Origin of the sequence: Mesorhizobium sp. M1396, assembly GCF_040317725.1 — a bacterium.
Classification (GTDB): Bacteria; Pseudomonadota; Alphaproteobacteria; order Rhizobiales; family Rhizobiaceae; genus Mesorhizobium.
The window spans coordinates 17,890-37,938 of the sequence record NZ_JAMYLA010000051.1; the positions used below are offsets into that span (position 1 = coordinate 17,890).

16 protein-coding genes are annotated in these 20,049 nt (G+C 62.8%); 7 read left to right on the top strand and 9 right to left on the bottom strand.

Annotation, left to right across the window (positions count from 1 at the left end; genetic code table 11):
* Positions 1 to 364 precede the first annotated feature (364 nt).
* Positions 365 to 2,029 carry a vWA domain-containing protein gene (locus NKH02_RS26910; protein ID WP_352882738.1) on the top strand — a complete coding sequence of 555 codons (1,665 nt, stop codon included), beginning with the start codon at positions 365 to 367 and terminating at the stop codon, positions 2,027 to 2,029.
* Between the two features lie 83 nt (positions 2,030 to 2,112).
* Here NKH02_RS26910 and edd read toward each other — a convergent pair whose 3' ends face one another.
* The 3 genes from edd to zwf all read right to left on the bottom strand — a co-directional run bounded on the left by edd (position 2,113) and on the right by zwf (position 6,175).
* Positions 2,113 to 3,936: a phosphogluconate dehydratase gene (gene edd, locus NKH02_RS26915; protein WP_352882739.1), complete on the bottom strand. Its 1,824-nt coding sequence runs from the start codon at positions 3,934 to 3,936 to the stop codon at positions 2,113 to 2,115.
* A gap of 71 nt (positions 3,937 to 4,007) precedes the next feature.
* Positions 4,008 to 4,724 (bottom strand): 6-phosphogluconolactonase, encoded by a 717-nt coding sequence (gene pgl, locus NKH02_RS26920; protein ID WP_352882740.1) that lies wholly within the window; start codon positions 4,722 to 4,724, stop codon positions 4,008 to 4,010.
* Positions 4,706 to 6,175, bottom strand: a complete 1,470-nt coding sequence (gene zwf, locus NKH02_RS26925; RefSeq protein ID WP_352882741.1) for a glucose-6-phosphate dehydrogenase — start codon at positions 6,173 to 6,175, stop codon at positions 4,706 to 4,708. The genes pgl and zwf overlap by 19 nt, the downstream gene beginning before the upstream one ends.
* A 315-nt stretch (positions 6,176 to 6,490) precedes the next feature.
* On the opposite strand from zwf, the gene NKH02_RS26930 reads away from it, so the two are divergent.
* The gene (locus NKH02_RS26930; protein ID WP_352882763.1) at positions 6,491 to 7,237 is read left to right on the top strand and encodes an SDR family oxidoreductase; all 747 of its coding nucleotides are present in this window, start codon (positions 6,491 to 6,493) and stop codon (positions 7,235 to 7,237) included.
* Positions 7,238 to 7,330: 93 nt separating this feature from the next.
* Here the strand turns inward: NKH02_RS26930 and NKH02_RS26935 are convergent, their stop codons facing one another.
* The 3 genes from NKH02_RS26935 to NKH02_RS26945 form a co-directional block, all read right to left on the bottom strand.
* Positions 7,331 to 8,194, bottom strand: a complete 864-nt coding sequence (locus NKH02_RS26935) for an SH3 domain-containing protein (protein WP_352882743.1) — start codon at positions 8,192 to 8,194, stop codon at positions 7,331 to 7,333.
* Positions 8,195 to 8,560: 366 nt separating this feature from the next.
* A complete protein-coding gene (locus tag NKH02_RS26940; RefSeq protein ID WP_352882745.1) occupies positions 8,561 to 9,847 on the bottom strand; it encodes an NAD(P)/FAD-dependent oxidoreductase in 1,287 nt (428 codons plus the stop codon).
* A gap of 173 nt (positions 9,848 to 10,020) precedes the next feature.
* Positions 10,021 to 11,457: a glutamine synthetase family protein gene (locus tag NKH02_RS26945; RefSeq protein ID WP_352869640.1), complete on the bottom strand. Its 1,437-nt coding sequence runs from the start codon at positions 11,455 to 11,457 to the stop codon at positions 10,021 to 10,023.
* Positions 11,458 to 11,600: 143 nt separating this feature from the next.
* On the opposite strand from NKH02_RS26945, the gene NKH02_RS26950 reads away from it, so the two are divergent.
* Positions 11,601 to 12,317, top strand: coding sequence for an HAD family hydrolase (locus NKH02_RS26950; protein WP_352882746.1), 717 nt, complete (start codon positions 11,601 to 11,603; stop codon positions 12,315 to 12,317).
* Between the two features lie 21 nt (positions 12,318 to 12,338).
* On the opposite strand, the gene NKH02_RS26955 is transcribed toward NKH02_RS26950, so the two are convergent.
* The 3 genes from NKH02_RS26955 to aceA form a co-directional block, all read right to left on the bottom strand.
* Positions 12,339 to 12,743: a response regulator gene (locus NKH02_RS26955; protein ID WP_502911007.1), complete on the bottom strand. Its 405-nt coding sequence runs from the start codon at positions 12,741 to 12,743 to the stop codon at positions 12,339 to 12,341.
* 277 nt (positions 12,744 to 13,020) lie between these two features.
* A complete protein-coding gene (locus NKH02_RS26960) occupies positions 13,021 to 13,263 on the bottom strand; it encodes an SMc00767 family acetate metabolism repressor (protein ID WP_352629639.1) in 243 nt (80 codons plus the stop codon).
* 58 nt (positions 13,264 to 13,321) lie between these two features.
* Positions 13,322 to 14,611, bottom strand: coding sequence for an isocitrate lyase (aceA, locus tag NKH02_RS26965; protein WP_352882748.1), 1,290 nt, complete (start codon positions 14,609 to 14,611; stop codon positions 13,322 to 13,324).
* Between the two features lie 236 nt (positions 14,612 to 14,847).
* Between aceA and NKH02_RS26970 the strand changes: the two genes are divergently transcribed.
* From NKH02_RS26970 to NKH02_RS26985, 4 genes are all read left to right on the top strand, one after another.
* Complete coding sequence (locus NKH02_RS26970; RefSeq protein WP_352882749.1) at positions 14,848 to 16,290, top strand: helix-turn-helix domain-containing protein; 1,443 nt, start codon at positions 14,848 to 14,850, stop codon at positions 16,288 to 16,290.
* 135 nt (positions 16,291 to 16,425) lie between these two features.
* The gene (locus NKH02_RS26975; RefSeq protein ID WP_352882750.1) at positions 16,426 to 17,379 is read left to right on the top strand and encodes a DMT family transporter; all 954 of its coding nucleotides are present in this window, start codon (positions 16,426 to 16,428) and stop codon (positions 17,377 to 17,379) included.
* A 344-nt stretch (positions 17,380 to 17,723) separates the two neighbouring features.
* Positions 17,724 to 18,821, top strand: a complete 1,098-nt coding sequence (locus NKH02_RS26980; RefSeq protein ID WP_352882751.1) for a polyamine ABC transporter substrate-binding protein — start codon at positions 17,724 to 17,726, stop codon at positions 18,819 to 18,821.
* An 82-nt stretch (positions 18,822 to 18,903) separates the two neighbouring features.
* Positions 18,904 to 20,043, top strand: coding sequence for an ABC transporter ATP-binding protein (locus tag NKH02_RS26985; protein ID WP_352869628.1), 1,140 nt, complete (start codon positions 18,904 to 18,906; stop codon positions 20,041 to 20,043).
* Positions 20,044 to 20,049: the final 6 nt, after the last annotated feature.

The window sequence follows — 20,049 nt, forward strand, 5'->3', positions numbered from 1 at the left end:
GTTCGGCATTCGTCCCCGGCGCACCGGACCAGGGCAACGAACTCGGGTTGACGGGTTCCTTCGCAGCCTTCGTCGGCGCGTTGGCTGACGGAGCATCAAATGAAAAACCCGCCTGCGCGGCGGGTCACTGGCGCAAATCAGCACCATGGACGAACATGTACCATAGCTGAGGTCACGGAATCAAGAAAAAATTCCTATCGTGAAAAGCTGCCGGCACAAAAGCTGCCAACACCGCCGAACTGGCTGTCGTCAGGTCTTTGTCAACTTGAGTTCGGAGCCCTACGCATAGGTGCCCGGGCTTGTGTCCCGGCGCGGCGTCAAATAGCTTTGCCGCCCGGATCAGGGCGGATTTGAGGAGATTTCGATGGCGGGACTTGCACGGAGCGTCGCTGCGGCGATCCTCCTTTTGTCGATGACGACATTCGGCCTTGCCGCGAACAAGGTCATCATCATTCTCGATGCCTCCGGCTCGATGTGGGCGCAGATCGACGGCAAGCCCAAGCTCGAAATCGCCCGCGAGTCGCTTCGAACCGTGCTTCAATCGGTCCCCGGCGACGACGAAATCGGCTTCATGGCCTATGGCCATCGCGAAAAGGGCAGCTGCGACGATATCCAGTTGATCGTGCCGCCACAGGCAGGTTCGGCAAGTGCCATTTCGGCCGCCGCCGACAGCTTGAAATTCCTCGGCAAGACGCCACTGACCTCTGCCGTCAAGCAAGCAGCCGAGGCGTTGAAATACACCGAGGACAAGGCCACTGTCGTGCTGATCACCGACGGTCTCGAAACATGCGGTGGCGACCCCTGCGCGCTTGGCAAGGAGCTTGAGGCATCCGGCGTCGACTTCACCGCCGATGTCGTCGGCTTCGGCCTCACCGCCGACGAAGGTAAGCAGATCGCCTGCCTCGCCGACAACACCGGCGGCAAATACATCCAGGCCTCCGACGAGAAGGCGTTGCAGGAGGCGCTTGTCGAGACCGTGGCGGCACCAGCGCCGGCACCCGCTCCAGAACCGGCTCCCGCTCCTGCGCCCGCACCGGAGCCGACCAAGCCTGAATTCAATTTCCAGCCGACGGTGGTGATGGCCGAAGGTGGCGAGCCTATCACCGACGGCAACGCCTGGGAGATCTACAAGGCGGACGCCGATGGCTCGCGTGGCGGTTCCGTCACCACCGAATATGGCACCTACAACGGCAATCTCGAACCGGGCGACTACATCGTCGTCGCACGCGACGACGAGGCCAAGGTGGAGCAGAAGATCAAGATCGAGGCCGGTCAGGTCTACAAGCCGCTGTTCACCTTGAACGCGGGCACCATGCTCATTCATCCGCGGCCGAGCCAGGGCGCCGACATCAGTGACGCGGCCAGCCTCAATTTCGCTTATCCGGGCGGCAGCACCACCCACTATGGCGACACCAAAATCATCGTGCCGGCGGGCGAACAGAAGGTCACGGTCCAGATTGGCGCCGGCAGCGTCACCGAAACCATCCAGCTCGCCGCCGGGCAGAAGATCGAGAAGGACGTCATCGTTGGTGTCGGCCATGTCGTGCTCAACGCCTTCTATATCGCCGGCGGTGACAAGGCCGACAGTTCCGGCCTCGGTTTCGAGATCGTCAAGGCGAAGAAGAAAATCGATGGCACGCGTGACAGTGTCGAGCATTCCTATGGACCGGACAGCAAGTTCTGGCTGCCGCCGGACGACTATGTGGCGGTCACCACGCTTGACCTGGCGGTCGTCGAGCAGCCGTTCAGCATCAAGGTCGGTGATGTCATGGATATCAAGGTGCCGCTCGATGCCGGTGTCCTGGCCATGTCGGCCCCCGGTGCCTACTCGATCGAGATCCTGTCGCCGAAAAAGGACATTGAGGGCAAGCGCAAGGCGCTTGGCCTGAACTACGGCGATACCTGGCAGCAGACCGTTCCGGCCGGCGACTATGTGGTTGTCCGCCACATGTCCGATGCGGGGCATGAGAAGGAAATGCCGGTGACGGTCAAGGCCGGCGAACGGAGCGAAATCACCGTTACGCCGTGACCGCCATTTGACCGGCAGCAAAAAAGGGCGGCCATGAGCCGGGGCATGAGCCGCCCTTTTTCATGGACAGGATGGTGATTCCGTCAAGCCGTGCCGAAGGCGCTGGCGCCATGGTCGGCGCGGCCGACCAATTGCCGGAAGCCGGCAAACAGCTCGCGGCCGAAGCCGAACTCGTTGCCTATGAGGTCGGCATCCGCTGTCCGGCGCAGTGCAAAGTCCCCGGCCGGCACCAGCACCTCGAGTGTCCCGGCCTCGGCGTCGAGCCGGATGATGTCGCCTTCGTGGATCCTGGCGATCGGCCCGTCCTCGACTGCTTCCGGCGTCACATGGATCGCCGCCGGCACCTTGCCGGAGGCGCCAGACATGCGCCCGTCGGTGACCAGCGCCACGCGCTGGCCGCGATCCTGCAGGATGCCGAGCACGGTGGTCAGCTTGTGCAGTTCCGGCATGCCGTTGGCCTTCGGCCCCTGGAAGCGGATGACGGCGATGAAATCGCCGGTCAGCGTGCCGGCCTTGAACGCCTCGTTCAGCCCTTGCTGGCTGTCGAAAACCTTGGCCGGCGCCTCGATGATGCGCCGCTCCGGCTTCACCGCGGAAGTCTTGATGACGGCGTGGCCGAGATTGCCCGACAGCACTTTAAGACCGCCGGTCGCCTGGAAAGCCTTGCTGAACGGCGCCAGCACTTTCTCGTCGCCGCTTTGGCGTGGCGAGGCTTCGCGCATCACGCTGCCGTCGGCGCCGAGCTTTGCTTCGACCGCATAGGGCCGCAGGCCTTCGCCCCAGACCGTCTGCACATCCTCGTGCAGGATGCCTTCGTCGAGCAGTTCGCGGATCAGGAAGCCGAGCCCGCCGGCCGCATGGAAATGGTTCACGTCGGCGAGACCGTTGGGATAGACCCGCGCCAGCAGCGGCACCGCTTCCGAAAGGTCGGAAATGTCCTGCCAGGTGATGGCGATGCCGGCCGCCGCCGCCATGGCGATCAGGTGGATGGTGTGATTGGTCGAGCCGCCGGTGGCATGCAGGCCGACGACGCCGTTGACGATCGAGCGCTCGTCGATCATCCGGCCGACCGGCGTATAGGCGTTGCCGAGCGCGGTGATCGCCAGTGCCCGCTTCGTCGCCTCGCGCGTCAAGGCCTCGCGCAGCGGCGTGCCTGGATTGACGAAGGAAGCGCCCGGCGTGTGCAGGCCCATGATCTCCATCAGCATCTGGTTGGAATTCGCCGTGCCGTAGAAGGTGCAGGTGCCCGGCCCATGGTAGGACTTGGACTCGGCCTCCAGCAGTTCGGCGCGTCCGGCCTTGCCCTCGGCATAGAGCTGGCGGACCGTGGCCTTTTCATCGTTCGGCAGGCCGGTGGTCATCGGCCCGGCCGGAATGAACACCGCCGGCAGATGGCCGAAGGTGAGGGCGGCGATCACCAGCCCAGGCACGATCTTGTCGCAGACGCCGAGATAGACGGCGGCGTCGAACATGTTGTGCGACAGGCCGATCGCCGCGGCCATGGCGATCACGTCGCGCGAAAACAGCGACAGCTCCATGCCGGGCTGGCCTTGCGTCACGCCATCGCACATCGCCGGCACGCCGCCGGCCACCTGCGCGATGCCGCCGGCCTCGCGTGCCGCGTCCTTGATCAGCGCCGGAAAAGTCTCGAAAGGCTGATGCGCCGACAGCATGTCGTTATAGGAGGTGATGATGCCGAGGTTTGGGACCTTATCCGCACCCAGCGCCAGCTTTTCCGAGGGACTGCACACCGCAAAGCCGTGGGCGAGATTGCCGCACGACAGCACGGCCCGGTTGGCGGTGCGGTTCGACGCCTCGGCTATGCGGCTAAGATACCGCTCCCGGCCTGGCTTTGAACGCTCGCGGATGCGCTCGGTGATGGCTTCGATGTCGCGTCTGGCGGTCATGGTGTCGGTCCTTTCAGGCGAGGTCCCGGAACACAATCCGGCTGTCCGCCGGGACCCTCAGCAAGTTCAAATCAGGGCGCCCAGAAAATCTCCACGGGCTTATGCGCGGCGTCGAGCACGGCGCGGATTGGTTTCCGCGGTCCGGGTGCAGCCGCGCCGTCGAAGGCGGTGCGCTTGTCCTCGCCTTCAATGTGCAGCGCGATGAAGCCGGCATCGACGATGCGCGCCAGCGACAGGGTCAGCCGCGGCTCTCCCGCACTCAACGCATGAACCGGCAGCACGATCCTGTCGCAGGACGGATCGAGCAATTTTTCCAGGTCGTCGGCATCGGGAAAGAACGAGGCGGTGTGGCCGTCCGGCCCCATGCCGAGCACGACGACGTCGAGCGGCCAGGGCAATGACTGGAGCGCCGCATTGTCGGAGGAAGCCGCATCCTCGATGCTGGTGGCCTCGTGATAGAGCGGCACGAAGCGCGCCGCCTTGGCCGCGTTCTGCAAGAGATTGGCGGCCACCAGCCCGGCGTTGGAACGCGGCGAGGAGGCAGGCACGAAGCGCTCGTCGACCAGCGTCACGATCACCTTGTCCCAGGCAATCGGTATCGCCGAAAGGGCGGCGAAGAATTTTGCCGGCGTGGTGCCGCCGGAGACGGCGAGCATCCCTGTGCCGCGCTCGGCGATTGCCTTGGTCAGGCGGCCGGCGACATGACCGGCAAGGGCGGCCGCCAATTCCTGGCGCCCGGCGAAGCCGTTCCAGCTGTAAGCGGCGCTGTTCAATTGCTCTCGTGCCATGTCCGCCCGTCACGTTCGATCAGTGCGATGGAGGCCGAGGGTCCCCAGGTGCCTGCCGTATAGCCCTGCGCCTCTTGTCTGGCGCTTTCCCAGGCGTTCTGGATCGGGTCGATCCACTTCCACGCCGCCTCGACTTCGTCGCGGCGCATGAACAGGGTCTGGTTGCCACGGATGACATCCATGATCAGCCGCTCGTAGGCGTCCGGCGCGCGGCCATCGAAGGATTGCGCGAAGCTCATGTCGAGCGAGATCTGGCGCAGCCGCATGCCGCCCGGACCCGGATCCTTGATCATGATGAACTGCTTGACGCCTTCGTCCGGCTGCAGCCGGATGACCAGCTGGTTGGCGAAGATCGGACCGGCGCTGTCGCCGAAGATCGAATGCGGGATCGGCTTGAATTCGATGACGATTTCCGAAACCCGGGTTGCCAGCCGCTTGCCGGTCCTGAGGTAGAACGGAACGCCCGCCCAGCGCCAGGTGCCGATCTCGGCCTTGATGGCGACGAAGGTCTCGGTGTTGCTGTCGTGGGAAAGCTCCTCGACATAGCCCTTTACAGCTCCGCCGGCCGAGGCACCGGCGCGGTACTGCCCACGCACGGTCTGCTTCGGCGCCTCGTTGCCGTTGATGCGCTTCAGCGCCCGCAGCACCTTCAGCTTCTCGTCGCGCACCGCGTCGGCGTCCATCGACGACGGCGCTTCCATGGCGACGAGGCACAGCAGCTGCAGCATATGGTTCTGCACCATGTCGCGCAGCGCACCGGCCTTGTCGTAATAGGTGACGCGGTCTTCCAGTCCCACGGTCTCGGCCACGGTGATCTGCACGTGGTCGATATGGGCGGAGTTCCACAGCGGCTCGTAGAGCGCGTTGGCAAAGCGCAGCGCCATCAGGTTCTGCACCGTCTCCTTGCCGAGATAGTGATCGATGCGGAAGATCTGGCTTTCGTGGAAATCGTCGCCGACCAGATCGTTGAGCGCTCGCGCCGAGGCAAGGTCGCGGCCGATAGGCTTCTCCAGCACGATGCGGGAGTTCGGCGTGACCAGATTGTACTCTTTCAGCTTGTGCGAGATATCCCCGAACAGCGCCGGCGCCACCGCCAGGTAGAAGGCACGGATACGGTCGCTGTCGCCTATCGCCTTCTTCAGTTTGTCGAATCCGGCGCCGGTCGTTGCATCGGCCGAGACATAGGATAGCCTCGCCAGGAAGGTCTTCAGTTCCTTGGCGTCGATATCGGCCGGTTTGACGTGCTCGGAGATCGCTTGGCTGGCGAAGGCCTGGAATTCCTCGTCGCTCATTTTCGAGCGCGACGTGCCGATGATGCGCGTCGGCTCGGAGAACTGATGGTCGCGCTGGCGATAGTAGAGCGACGGCAGAAGCTTGCGCTCGGACAGATCGCCGGTGCCGCCGAAAATGATGAAGTCGAAAGGGTCGACGGGGATGATCTGGCTGGTCATGGTCTGTCCGCTTTGACGCCGGTCGCTGTGACGCGGCTGATATAATCTAATCGATTTAAATTTTCCAGTGCCATGGTGTCACATCTGGGTGTATGCGCCTGCCCCTTGACAGTCCGATGACCTGGAGGCTTGTCGACAGGCGCGGCTCCGGAAGCCTTCGCAGTTGCAGCATAGAGCGGGATCGAGGCGAAAGCCAAAGGAGAAATCGGCGATGGCCGCACATCTTTCGACCAACCCGGTCAGAAGCCATGGCATTGCGCGGATGTGCATTATTGGCGTGCCGGTCGATCGTCACCAATCATGAGCGGGAAAAACATGCGTCTGGAAAACAAGGTTGCCGTCATCACCGGTGCTGCGTCGGGCTTTGGCGAGGGCATCGCCAGGCGCTTTGCCGAGGAGGGCGCCAGGGTCGTTGTCGCCGATCTCAATGCCAAGGGCGCGGAGCGCGTCGCCGGCGGGATCGGTGAAGCGGCGATCTGGACCCAGACAGATGTTTCGCTGCGCTCCGAATTCGACGAGATGGTCTATGCCGCCAAAAGCGCCTTCGGCCGCATCGACATCATGGTCAACAATGCCGGCTACACCCACCGTAACGGCGACATGCTCGATGTCGACGAGGAAACCTTCGACCTGATCGCATCGGTCAACATGAAGGCGATCTATCACGCGGCACTCGCCGTGGTGCCGATCATGGAGCGGCAAGGCGGCGGCGTCATCTTGACCACGGCCTCCACCGCGGGTCTGCGGCCGCGGCCCGGCCTCACCTGGTACAATGCGTCGAAAGGCTGGGCGATCACAGCCACCAAATCGATGGCGGTGGAACTGGCGCCGAAGAACATCCGCGTCAACTGCCTCTGCCCGGTTGCCGGCGAGACCGGCATGCTGGAGAAATTCATGGGCGCCGACACACCCGAAATCCGTGAGAAGTTCCGGGCATCGATCCCGCTCGGGCGGCTTTCGACGCCACTCGACATCGCCAACGCCGCACTCTGGCTGGCCTCCGACGAAGCCGCCTTCATCACCGGTGTGGCGCTGGAGGTCGACGGCGGCCGCTGCATCTGAAAGCCTGGTGCACGTGGCCCGAAAGTGGCCCCGGTTTTGGGAGAGTGACATGCACCAGAACAACGGACATGCCCCGCGCGGAGCGGTGGGGCGTCAGGCGCCGGTCTTGATGTAGCTCTTGTAGACCCAGCCGGTCTTGCCGTTGTAGGTGATCTGGCACCATTGCTTGCAGTTCATCACCTGCACCGAGGTTCTGGCGGGCACCGTGCCGATGGCGGCGGCATTCTTCTTCGGGCCGCTCCGCATGGTCACGGCCCTCAGGATACGCCCCGTTCCGGCGGCTGCGACCTTCCCAGGCTTCGCCTTGGCCTGGCTTCCGTCGCCTTCTGTTGCCGCTGGCTGCTGAGCCGGCACTGGCGGCTTCACCGCGGGGATGGCGGCGGTTTGTGCGCCATCGGGATGGCTGCCCGCCGTCGCGGAGGGCGCGGCAACCTTGGCAAGTTCAGCGGTGGCATCGGTATCGGCTGCCGGCTGCGCGAATGCCGCCGCCGGCTTGTCCGGTGCCTGTTCAGCCTGGTTCGCAACCTGGCTCGGAGCAGTCGAGTCGGAAGCGGATGCAGCCTTCGGCTGCGAACCGGTCCAGCGCGGATCATTGGCCGCGAGCGCTTGTACGTTGGCTTCCGCGGCCGTGACGGTCGGTGAAACCGTGTCGGACTTGCGCGCCTGGGGCACGGCTGCCGCGGCGACCGCGGCCCCCACCGGGGCTATTTTCGTCGTCTTCACCGGAATGGTTGGAATGGTCTGCTCGGAGCTCGCTGCCGCTTGCCTGTCGCTGGCCGGCAATGTCAGCCATAACGCCACGGCGGCGACGCCAAGCAGTGCGGCGGTGCCGATCGCGGCGATCACCAGATGCGAGTTCGAACGGACTTCCTGCCAGAAGGACGGCCGCATGTCGTATCCGAACTGCATGGCAAAGCGCCGACGTTCCGGCGTACCGAAACTGAAGGGCTCTCTCAACTCTTGCCACCTCCATAAGCGGGCCGATGTTCTTTCGATCGAATGCCAAGAACCTGGCGCCAGATCTGCATCGGTCCCAAGAAACCAAAGCGGGAAAGCCCGCGGAATTCCCCGTCAGTCGCCCACAACCGGCATCTTTTGCCGGTGATTGTGGCATCACTACGCCTTCCCACCCGATTCTGCACCTTTGCCGGGGATTCCGCAATGTGCCGGCACGGCAACAAATATTACAGGAATATTACATGAATTCAGAGCGATCCTATCCAGCCCGGAGCGCAATCCGGAAATGGCATCCGGCTTCGTCAGAGATCATGCTCCAACCAGCAGATCAAATCCGGTCCTGATTCCATCGCCGCGGCACCGGGCCTAGATCCTGTCGCGCAGAGCAAACCAGTTGAGCGCCAGGAACAGCAGCGGCGTGCGGAAACGCCGGCCGCCGGGGAACGGCGGGATTTTCAGGTCCTCGATCAGCTTCAGCCGGTCGCGGTTGCCGCCAACGGTTTCGGCATAGAGCTTGCCAAAGAAGTTCGACAGCATGACGCCGTGGCCGGAATAGCCGCCGGCGGAGATGACATTGGGCATCACTTCGCGCACGAACGGCTTTCTCGGCACCGTGATGCCGACATAGCCGCCCCAGCCATGCGTGATCTCGACATCCCTGAGCGTTGGGTAGAGTTCCGCAATCTGGCGGCGGATATGGATGTGGATATCCTTCGGATCGTTGACGCCATAGATCTCGCGTCCGCCAAACAGCAGCCGCCCGTCCTTCGATCTGCGGAAATAGCGCACGACGAAGCGGGAATCATCGACCGACTCGCCGCCCGGCAACACGTTCGAGTCCGCTCCCAGAGGCACGGTTGCGCCGATGAACGAACCGATCGGCATGATGTGCGCCGCACTCACCGGCTCGAGCGTGCCGCCATGGGCGTTGACCGCGATCAGGCACTTCTGCGCTGTCACCGTGCCTCTCGGCGTCGAAACCTTGACCTTGCCGCCACTGGAAATGATGCCGGTCGATGGCGTCCCCTCGAACAATTGCGCGCCGGCAAGCGCTGCCACCCGCGCCGTACCGATCACCAGCTTCATCGGGTGGATGTGGCCAGTGCCGGTGTCGCGTGTCCCGCCAAAATAGGCGGTCGACCCCAGCCGCTCCGCCGTCTCCCTGGCATCCATGAACGAGATATGCGGGTAGGAAAAACGGCTCGCCATGGTCTCGGCATGCGCCTTGTAACCGTCGACGTAGCGCGGCTTGTGCGCCACCGAGAGCTGGCCCGGCATATAGTCGATGTCGATCTGGTTGGCAGCAGCGAATTCGAGGAGATGGGCCTTCGCCTCTTCGGCGAGATCGAACAGCGCCTTGGCCCGGGAAAAACCGTACTCGGCCTCCAGATCCTCCACCCACGAACGCTGGCCGGTGCCAAGTTGGCCACCATTGCGCCCGGAAGCGCCATCACCGAAGCGATTCGCCTCGATCAGCACGACATTGGTGCCAGCCTTGGCCAGATGCGCTGCCGCCGACAGACCGGTAAAGCCGCCGCCGATGACAATGACGTCGCAAGTCCGGTCGCCATCGAGGCTTGGGTATTCGGGTCTTGGTCCGGCGCTGTCCTCATACCAGGAGCGGCCGGGAGAAATTGGGGATTGGTAGGCCATGATGCGGTGAAGACTCGGAGATTTGGAAGGGAGTGAGAAAGCGAATAGCGAGTAGGGAGTAGCGAATAGGGAGAATTGAGGAGTGAGGGTTGATCGAGACTTGTGTCGCCTGTCTCATCATTTCTATTCGCTATTCGCTATTCGCTATTCGCTATTCGCTATTCGCTATTCCTCTAAACATTCAGCAGCAGATACTCCCGCTCCCACGGGCTGATCACTTCCATGAACGTCTCGAATTCCGCGCGCTTAATGGCCGCATAGGTCGCGGCGAAGGACTTGCCCAGATGCGCGCAGAGTTCCTCGTCGCCCTCGAACAGGTCGACGGCTTCGAGCAGGCCGCGTGGCAGGTCGATCTCGTCGGCGTTGGCGGTGGTCAGGACGGGAGGCTCGGCCTTGACCTTGTTGGTGATGCCGATCAGCCCGCAGGCAAGCGATGCCGCCAGCGCCAGATAGGGGTTGGCGTCGGAGGAGGGGATACGGTTTTCGACGCGCCGTGCCGCCGGATCCGAGCGTGGCACACGAAACGCCGTGGTGCGGTTGTCGTAGCCCCATTTGTTGTTGACCGGCGCCGACGCCGCCTGTGTCAGGCGGCGGTAGGAATTGACATAGGGCGCGAACATCACCAGCGCGTTCGGCACATGCTTCTGCATGCCGCCGATGAAGTGGAAAAAATCGTCGGTTTCCGAACCGTCGGCGGCTGAAAAGATGTTCTGTCCGGTCTTCTTGTCGATGATCGACTGATGGATATGCATGGCGGAGCCAGGCTGCCCCTGGATGGGCTTGGCCATGAAGGTGGCATAGATCTCGTGCTTCAGCGCCGCCTCGCGAATGGTGCGCTTGAACATGAACACCTGGTCGGCCAGTTCGATCGGGTCGCCATGGCGCAGATTGATCTCCAACTGGCCGGCACCTTCCTCATGGATCAGCGTATCGATCTCCAGGCCCTGGCTTTCGGAGAAATGGTAGATGTCGTCGATCAGTTCGTCGAATTCGTTGACGCCGGCGATCGAATAACCGGCGCCGCCGCCGATCGCGCGTCCGGACCGGCCGACCGGCGGGGTCAGCGGATAGTCCGGATCGGGGTTCTTGCGCACGAGATAGAATTCGATCTCGGGCGCCACCACCGGCTTCAGGCCGAGCTTGTCATAGGCGGCAACCACGCGCTTCAGCACATTGCGCGGCGTGAACTCGACCGAGCGGCCATCCTGGTGGACGAGGTCGCAGATGACCGCGGCCGTCGGGTCTTCTTCCCAGGGCACTACCGTCAGTGTCGACAGATCCGGCATCAGTTTGAGGTCGCCGTCGTCTTCCGGGTAGTGGAAGCCGTTGCCATCCTCGGGGTAGCCGCCGGAAATCGTCGTCATGAACACAGCCGACGGCAGTGCCAGCGAGGTGTTGGAGGTGAATTTCTTCGATGGCATCATCTTGCCGCGCGCGACGCCAGCCTGATCAGGCGTGATGCACTCGATGTCCTCGATGCCGCGCCATTCCAGCCAGGCGCTGACTTCCTTCCAGTTCTTGACGCCCCGTTGGTTTTTCACGAAGGCAGGCGTGCGGGCACGTCCTCCGCGGCTCGACGGACGGACTTCCTTTTTTGCAGGCGGCATCATTCACCAGATTGGGTTGCGGATTGTGGAGTATAGCCGTGCCCTCCCATGGAAGGGAAGGGGAGCCGCGTCGGGCTTTGGCTGACACGGTTGAAAATCACGCCGATCGGCTTAGTTTCGGCCTTCAATCCCAATCGAGAAATTGCATGCGGCACGACGGCAAACTGACGACGATCGGCTTCGACGCCGACGACACACTCTGGCAGAACGAGCAGTTCTTCCGCCTGACGGAGAAGCGCTTTGCCGCCATGCTTGCCGATCATGCCGAAGCGGAGCACATCTCGGCACGATTGCTGGAAGCCGAAAGACGCAACCTCGCCGTCTATGGCTTCGGCATCAAGGGATTTACCCTGTCGATGATCGAGACGGCGATCGAGGTTACGCAGGCTCGCGTCCCTGCGGCGGTCATATCGGAGATTCTCGATGCCGGCCGCGAGATGCTGAGCCATCCGATCGAGGTCTTGCCGCATGCGCGCGAGACGGTCGAGAAGCTTGCCGGCGCATTCCGCCTTGTGCTGATCACCAAGGGCGACCTCTTCGACCAGGAGCGCAAGCTGGCCGGGTCGGGCCTGGGCGAATTGTTCGACGCGATCGAGATCGTCAGCGACAAGAATGCCGCCACCTATGGCAGGATCTTCAGCCGGCATGGCGATGGTCCGGCAAAAAGCATGATGGTCGGCAATTCGCTGAAGTCGGACGTGGTGCCGGCCATCGAGGCCGGCGGTTGGGGTGTCCATGTGCCGCATGAACTGACCTGGGTGCTCGAGCATGTCGAGGCCCCGGTGGCCGAATCGAGATTCCGCCAGATATCCGATCTCGGACAACTGCCGGAACTGGTAGAAAGCATCGTGAACGCAGGCTGATCCCAGGAAACCGCCTACGCTCTAGCGGCCGACCAAGCGATCGATCACCGGTTGCAGCCGTTCGGGCGTGATCGGCTTGGCGACCACCACGTCGATGATGTCAGACAGGCCCAGGCTTTCCGTAGTGCCATTCTTGGTCGAAAGCAGGATCACTGGTGGCAGCGATTTGCCCGAGGCGCGCCGCAACGCGCCGATGCTGGACATCAGATTGTCGCAGTCCTTGTTGTCGGCGCCGCCGTCAAGGACAACCGCGCCGGGAATGAGGGACCGCAAGATCCTTGCCGCGGTGTCGGGAGATTCTGAGATTGGCTTGAGCCCGGATCGCTCGACGATCTTCGAAATCACCACGCGATTGATTGGCGATTTGCCGACGACAAGCACCTGCGACGGATCACGGATCGCCTCGGTGCTTGCGTCGCGGGCCACCCAATTCAGATGTCTTGGAGTCTCGTCCTCACGATTCACTGGGCACACAAGTCGACCAAGAAGCTCGCCCCTATTTCAATGCAGAGTTGAATCTGGCGAGCAATTGGCGTGAGATCGTGGTCCATGTCAAGTTGAAATAAAAGACCCCCAAATCATGCTTGGAGCAGTGAATTTCAAGCAACGCTACTGTACTGAACTGTCCATAGTGCGTTTCATAAAAAGAAAATTCACCTGCGCAGAGACGCGCAGGTGAAGAGGACGGTTGCGCGGATTGCGATCAGCCGTGGCCCTGCTGCGTGACGATCACCGGGATCAGCAGATCGCCCCAGTTGCCGTCGCCGCCGTGATGGCGTGCCGAGCGCACGAGCTCCACCGAGACGCCTGCCTCGACCGCCTTCATCACCGACTGGTTGAGGCGGTGCAGATCGTTGGCCAGCATGCGGATCGTCGCTTGCTGATCGACGCTCATCGTCGTGGACTGTTCCTCGGCGCGTTCCTTGACACGGCTTATCGATGCCATTGCTCTTCTCCTTGTGTCCCAAGCCCTGTCGGGCGTTTCCTCTGCGTTCTTCTGTTCGCTATTCGGCGGCCGGCTTGAACTGCGCGTGCTCGGTCGATTCATGCATGGCGGCGGTCGACGACTGGCCGCCGGTGATCGCCATCGACACGGCGTCGAAATAGCCGGTGCCGACCTCGCGCTGGTGCTTGGTCGCGGTGTAGCCGTTGGCCTCGGCCGCGAACTCCGCTTCCTGCAACTCGGAATAGGCCGCCATCTGCCGTGCCTTGTAGCCGCGAGCCAGTTCGAACATGCCGTAATTGAGCTGGTGGAAGCCGGCGAGCGTGATGAACTGGAACTTGTAGCCCATGGCGCCGAGTTCCTTCTGGAACCTGGCAATCGTCGCGTCGTCGAGATTCTTCTTCCAGTTGAACGATGGCGAGCAATTGTAGGCGAGCAGCTTGTCGGGGTGATGCTTGCGCACGCTCTCGGCGAATTTCTTGGCCTGCGCCAAGTCCGGCTTCGAGGTCTCGCACCAGATCAGGTCCGCGTAAGGCGCATAGGCGATGGCGCGGGCGATGCAGGGTTCGATGCCGTTCCTAACGTGATAGAAACCCTCCACGGTGCGCCCGGCGCCGTAGTCGACGAAGGGCTGGTCGCGTTCGTCGATGTCGGAGGTGAGCAGCTTGGCGGCTTCCGCGTCGGTGCGCGCGACGACCAGGGTTGGCGTGCCCATCACGTCCGCCGCCAGGCGTGCGGCGTTGAGGTTGCGGATGTGCGCCGCGGTCGGGATCAGCACCTTGCCGCCGAGATGGCCGCATTTCTTCTCCGACGCCAGCTGATCTTCGTAGTGGACGCCGGCGGCGCCCGCCTCGATGAATGCTTTCATGATCTCGAAGGCGTTGAGCGGTCCGCCGAAACCCGCTTCCGCGTCGGCGACGATCGGCGCGAACCAGGTCTCGACTGAAATCCCGTTGCCTTCGGAGGTCTCGATCTGGTCGGCGCGCTGCAGTGTGCGGTTGATGCGCTTGACCAGCTCGGGCGCCGCGTTGGCCGGATAGAGCGACTGGTCCGGATACATAGCCGAAGCGGTGTTGGCGTCGGCGGCAACCTGCCAGCCCGACAGGTAGATCGCCTTTAGTCCGGCGCGGACCTGCTGCATCGCCTGGTTGCCGGACATGGCGCCGAGCGCGTTGACGAAGTCCTCCTCGTGGATGAGCTTCCACAGCCGGTTGGCGCCCATTTCGGCAAGGCTCTGGCGTATCTGCACCGAGCCGCGCAGCCGCTTCACATCTTCCGCGGAATAGGGCCGTTCGATACCGTCGAAGCGACCTTCCGACGCCGATGGGACGAGGTTGTAAAAATCAGTCATGGGTCACTCCGAAGGATTGCTGAACCGTGTCCGAGCATCAACCATCTGTGCGTCGGAATATGACTGAAATTACATTGCGGCGCGAAATGAGCCAGAAAAATCAAGAAAATCGTCGAAATATAAGGGAAAATCTGTGTTGCGTTTGACAGAGGCACGCTGTAAATTTGTCATGATTGTAAAGAGCGGCGCATCGAGATTGCCGCGAAACTTATGTAAATTCCTGTCAAGGACAGTCGATGGCTGACCAGAAGATATTTGCCGGACCGCGCATCCGCCGCATCCGCAACGCCAAGGGCCTGACCCAGACGGCGATGGCCGAGGGGCTTGGCATTTCCCCGTCCTATCTCAATCTGATCGAGCGCAACCAGCGGCCGCTGACGGTGCAGCTGATCCTCAAGCTGGCGTCCGTCTACAAGATCGATCCGCATGAGTTGCAGGGCGAGGCAAGGGGATCTGTCGCTGCCTTGAAGGAGGTGTTCACCGACCCTCTGCTGGTCGGCGAACTGCCAGGCGATCAGGAGCTGATCGAGTTCGCCGAGGCGGCGCCAAACGCGTCCGCGGCGGTGATAAAGCTGTTTCGCGCCTATCGCGAGCAGGCCGAGCGCCTGTCCGACCTCAACGAGCTTTTGGCGCGCGAGGGCCGGGCGACCGCACTTTCCGGAGCCCGTCTGCCGATAGACGAGATGCGCGAGATTTTCGAGCGCCGGCCGAACCATTTCGCGGCCCTCGAGGAGGAGACCGCGGCGTTCACCTCGGTGCTTGACCCCGGCGACGATCTGTTCGGCGCGCTGAAGTCCTGGCTGAAGCGCGAATACGGCATCGTGGTCAAGGTGCTGCCGGTCTCCACCATGCCGAACTGGCGTCGTCGTTATGACCGCCACTCGCAGCGCCTGTTCCTGTCCGAGCGGTTGTCGCCGTTCGACCACCTGCGCGAAGTCGCGATGGAGGCCTGTCTGATCCGCATGACGGTCGCGGTCGCCGGCGAGATCCAGGCGCTCAAGCTGACCACCGACGAGGCTCGCCGGCTCGCTCGCTTCGAACTCGGCCGCTATGCGGCGCATGCACTGATGATGCCCTACCAGGCCTTTCACGCGGCTGCGGTGCGCGCCCGCTACGATATCGACGTCCTGCGTTCGCGTTTCGGTGTCTCTTTCGAACAGGCGGCGAATCGGCTGACCATGCTGCAGCGGCAGGGTGCCTCGGGCGTGCCGTTTTTCATGCTGGAAGTCGACAATGCCGGCAACCGCTTCCGCAAGGCCGGCAGCCAGGGCTTTCCGCAAAGCCGCTTCGGCGGTGCCTGTCCCAAGCTGCCGGTGCATGTCGCCTTCACCCAGCCCGGCCAGATCTTCGTCGAGGCGGTGGAAATGCCCGACGGCGCCGAGTTCCTGTGCATCGCCCGCACGCTGGAAGGACCGCAAGGCGCGTTCTCGGAACGCCCGCGCCGCACGGCGCTGCTGCTTGGTTGCGACATCGGCTTTCGCGACGACATCGTCTATGGCGCCGCACTGCCCGGCGCGGCAGTCACCGCAAAGACCGGCAGTGTCGCGGCGACGCCGGTCGGGCCCGCCTGCCGGCTTTGCGAGCGCGTCGGCTGCCTGGCGCGCGCCGAGCCGCCGGTGACGCGTCCGCTCGGCCTTGACGAGATGGTGACAGGCTTAAGTGCCTTCGACTTCCAGTAACGCCGTGGCAGGGTGCCACAATTGTCGCCGGTCGCTGGCTCACGCCCGGCCTGCATTTTTGCGTTACGCGAACAGAGCATCTTTTCGTCGTCCCTTGCGCATCGTCCCGTCCACAAAAGCCCGACAGTCGCGCCCATGACCGACACCGCATCGTCGCCGATCCTTGTTTCCTCGACCGTCCCACAGCGGGAGGAGCGCATCGGCTTCCTGCTGGTATTCCTGTCGGCGCTGATGTGGAGTTTCGGCGGCACCATCGCCCGCTTCATCACGGTCGGCGACAGCTGGACGGTTATTTTCTGGCGCTCCGTCTGGGCAGCGGCCTTCCTGATCTGCTTCATGGTCTGGCGCGACGGCTGGCGCGGCATGTTGAAAATGTTCCGCGACATGGGTCTGCCCGGCCTTGCCGTCGGGGTCTGCTTCGCCACCGCATCGACGGCGTTCGTTGTGGCACTTGCCTACACCACCGTCGCCAACATCCTGTTGATGCAGGCCGGCGTGCCGCTGCTGGCGGCGCTGTTTGCCTGGGCGTTGTTCCGTGAAAGGGTTGGTGTCGCGACCTGGCTGGCGATTGCCGCCGTCATCGCCGGCGTCGCCATCATGGTGTCGGAATCGCTAGATGGCGCTGTCTCGCCGATAGGCGACGGGCTGGCTCTGTTGATCGCGGTGATGTTCTCGATCGCCACCGTCATCACCCGGCGGTTTTCCAGCGTGCGCATGACGCCGGCGACCTGCCTCGGCACCATGCTTGCGGCCGGCTTCGCCGCCTCGCAGGCATCGACATTCACTGTGTCGACCAGTGACATGGGCTTTCTCTTTGTCTTCGGCGTGGTCAATCTGGGCCTCGGCCTCGCCTTCTTCGCCACCGGCGCGCGGCTGATCCCGGCGGCAATAGCAGCACTGCTCGGCACGTTCGAGCCGATCCTCGGCCCGATATGGGTCTGGCTAATCCATTCCGAGGTGCCATCGGGGCGCACCATCATCGGTGGCGCGGTGGTTGTCACGGCGCTGCTCGTTCATATCGGGCTCGAATTCAAGCGCCAGACCCGGCCCGAGCGCGCAGGGGTCACCGGAGTTCCATCGCCTAATTGATGTGGCGCGCAGCTTTGCCATTGACAATGTCGCTGCCGCGCGGGCAGGCTGAGATTACGGCAACAACAAGACAGGCGTATCTTGCCAAGTCTCCCTGCCGGTCAGATCGAGACCGGACCACATCGTCGTATCTCTGCCTGCGCCACGGCGAAAGCCTATGACGGCATCTGCACGCCACACGAGTCCCGGCGACGACACAACGCCTGCCGCTCATCGAACTGCCTGCATAGCGTTGGCAGTTCACGCTTGTCGCCTTTTGGAAAGCTCAATAGCCTGAAACAAATGCCCGGCCGCGCTGGAACCGCGACGAGCCGGCGAAGGAACACTCACCAAAGGAGAATAGCATGATCCGCAAAGCGCTCTGGCTTTCGGCGACTTCGGTATTTCTGACGCTTTTCACCGTCGGCGGTCATGCCGAGGATCGCGTCGTCAACGTCTTCAACTGGTCGGACTATATCGACAGTTCGATCATCGACGATTTCACCAAGGAAACCGGCATCAAGGTCGTCTACGACACCTTCGATTCCAACGAAATCCTGGAAACCAAGCTGCTTGCCGGCGGCAGCGGCTATGACGTCGTCGTGCCGAGCGGCAATTTCCTCGCGCGCCAGATCCAGGCCGGGGTGTTCCAGAAGCTCGACAAGTCGAAACTGCCGAACATTTCCAATATGTGGGACACGGTTACCGAGCGCACCGCCAAATACGACCCCGGCAACGAATACTCGGTCAACTACATGTGGGGCACGGTTGGCATCGGCTACAACATCAAGAAGGTGCAAGCAGCACTCGGCACCGACAAGATCGACAGCTGGGATGTCTTCTTCAATCCCGACAGCCTGGCCAAATTGAAGGACTGCGGCGTCTACGTGCTGGACTCCCCGGCCGACATCATCCCGGCGGCGTTGAAATATCTCGGCCTCGACCCGAACAGCACGTCATCAGACGATATCGCCAAGGCCGAGGAAACTTTGCTCAAGGTCCGGCCCTACATCCGAAAATTCCACTCCTCCGAATACATCAACGCCCTCGCCAACGGTGATATCTGCCTGGCGGTCGGCTGGTCGGGTGACGTGTTCCAGGCTCGTAACCGCGCGGTCGAGGCCAAGCAGGGCGTCGAGATCGGCTATTCCGTGCCGAAGGAGGGCGCTCAGATGTGGTTCGACCAGATGGCGATCCCGGCCGATGCGCCGCATGTCGCCGAGGCGCTTGAGTTCATCAACTACATGATGAAGCCGGAGGTTATCGCCAAGTCGTCGAACTACGTGCTCTACGCAAACGGCAACAAGGCTTCGCAGCAATTCGTCGACAAGGCGCTGTTGGATGATCCTTCGGTTTATCCCGATGCCGAGACGATAAAGAAGCTCTACACGGTCTCGCCATACGATCCCAAGACCCAGCGCGTCATCACGCGCACCTGGACCAAGATCGTCACTGGCCAGTAAGCAATCCGACATGGTCCCGGCAGCCACCTGCCGGGACCATTCTTTTCTGGGGCAAGAAGCAGGAATCAGCACGGAGTGGGACATGAAATCGCTTGGCAGCATCCGCAGGGATTTTGCGCCGTGGAACGACCCGAACGCCAAGCCATACATCCAGTTCGACAATGTCACCAAGAAGTTCGGTGACTTCACCGCCGTCAACAAACTGTCGCTGACCATATTCGAGCGGGAGTTCTTCGCGCTGCTCGGCGCCTCTGGTTGCGGAAAGTCGACGTTGCTCAGAATGCTCGCCGGTTTCGAGGAGCCGACGGCCGGCCGCATCCTGCTCGATGGCCAGGATATGCGCGGTATCCCGCCCTATCGCCGGCCGGTCAACATGATGTTCCAGTCCTATGCGCTGTTCCCGCATATGACGGTCGAGAACAACATCGCCTTCGGCCTCAAGCAGGACGGCATGCCGAAGCCCGAGATCGCGTCGCGCGTCGCCGAGATGCTGAAGCTGGTCAAGCTCGAGCAGTTCGCCAAGCGCAAGCCGCACCAGCTGTCCGGCGGCCAGCGCCAGCGCGTCGCGCTCGCCCGCTCGGTCGCCAAGCGGCCGAAAGTGCTGCTGCTCGACGAGCCGCTTGGCGCTCTCGACAAGAAGCTGCGCGAAGAGACGCAGTTCGAACTGATGGACCTGCAGCAGAACCTCGGCCTGACCTTCGTCGTCGTCACCCACGACCAGGAAGAGGCGATGACGATGGCCGATCGCATCGCCATCATCGACAAGGGCGAGGTGATGCAGGTGGCAACGCCGGCCGAAGTCTACGAGGCGCCGGGGTCGCGCTTCGTCGCCGGTTTCGTCGGCAATGTGAACATGTTCGAGGGCAAGATCGCGCGTGGCGAGGCTGGCGCCGCCAGCATCGATGCCGGCAATGGCATCACCATCCGCACCGACAATGCCGGCGCTGCCAGTGCCGGGACGGCCGTCACCTTCGCCATCAGGCCGGAAAAGATCAAGGTGTCGTCGAGAAAGCCGGCCGAGGCCGTCAACGCTATCGAGGGCGAGGTCTACGACATCGCCTATCTCGGTGACATGACCGTCTATCACGTCAGGCTGGACGACGGCCAGGTGGTGCGCGCGAGCACCATGAACGCGGCTCGCATCACCGAGGATCCATTGAGCTGGAACGACCGCGCCTGGGTTTCCTTCCGGCCCGACGCCGGCGTCGTGCTGACGCGGTAGGGGGCG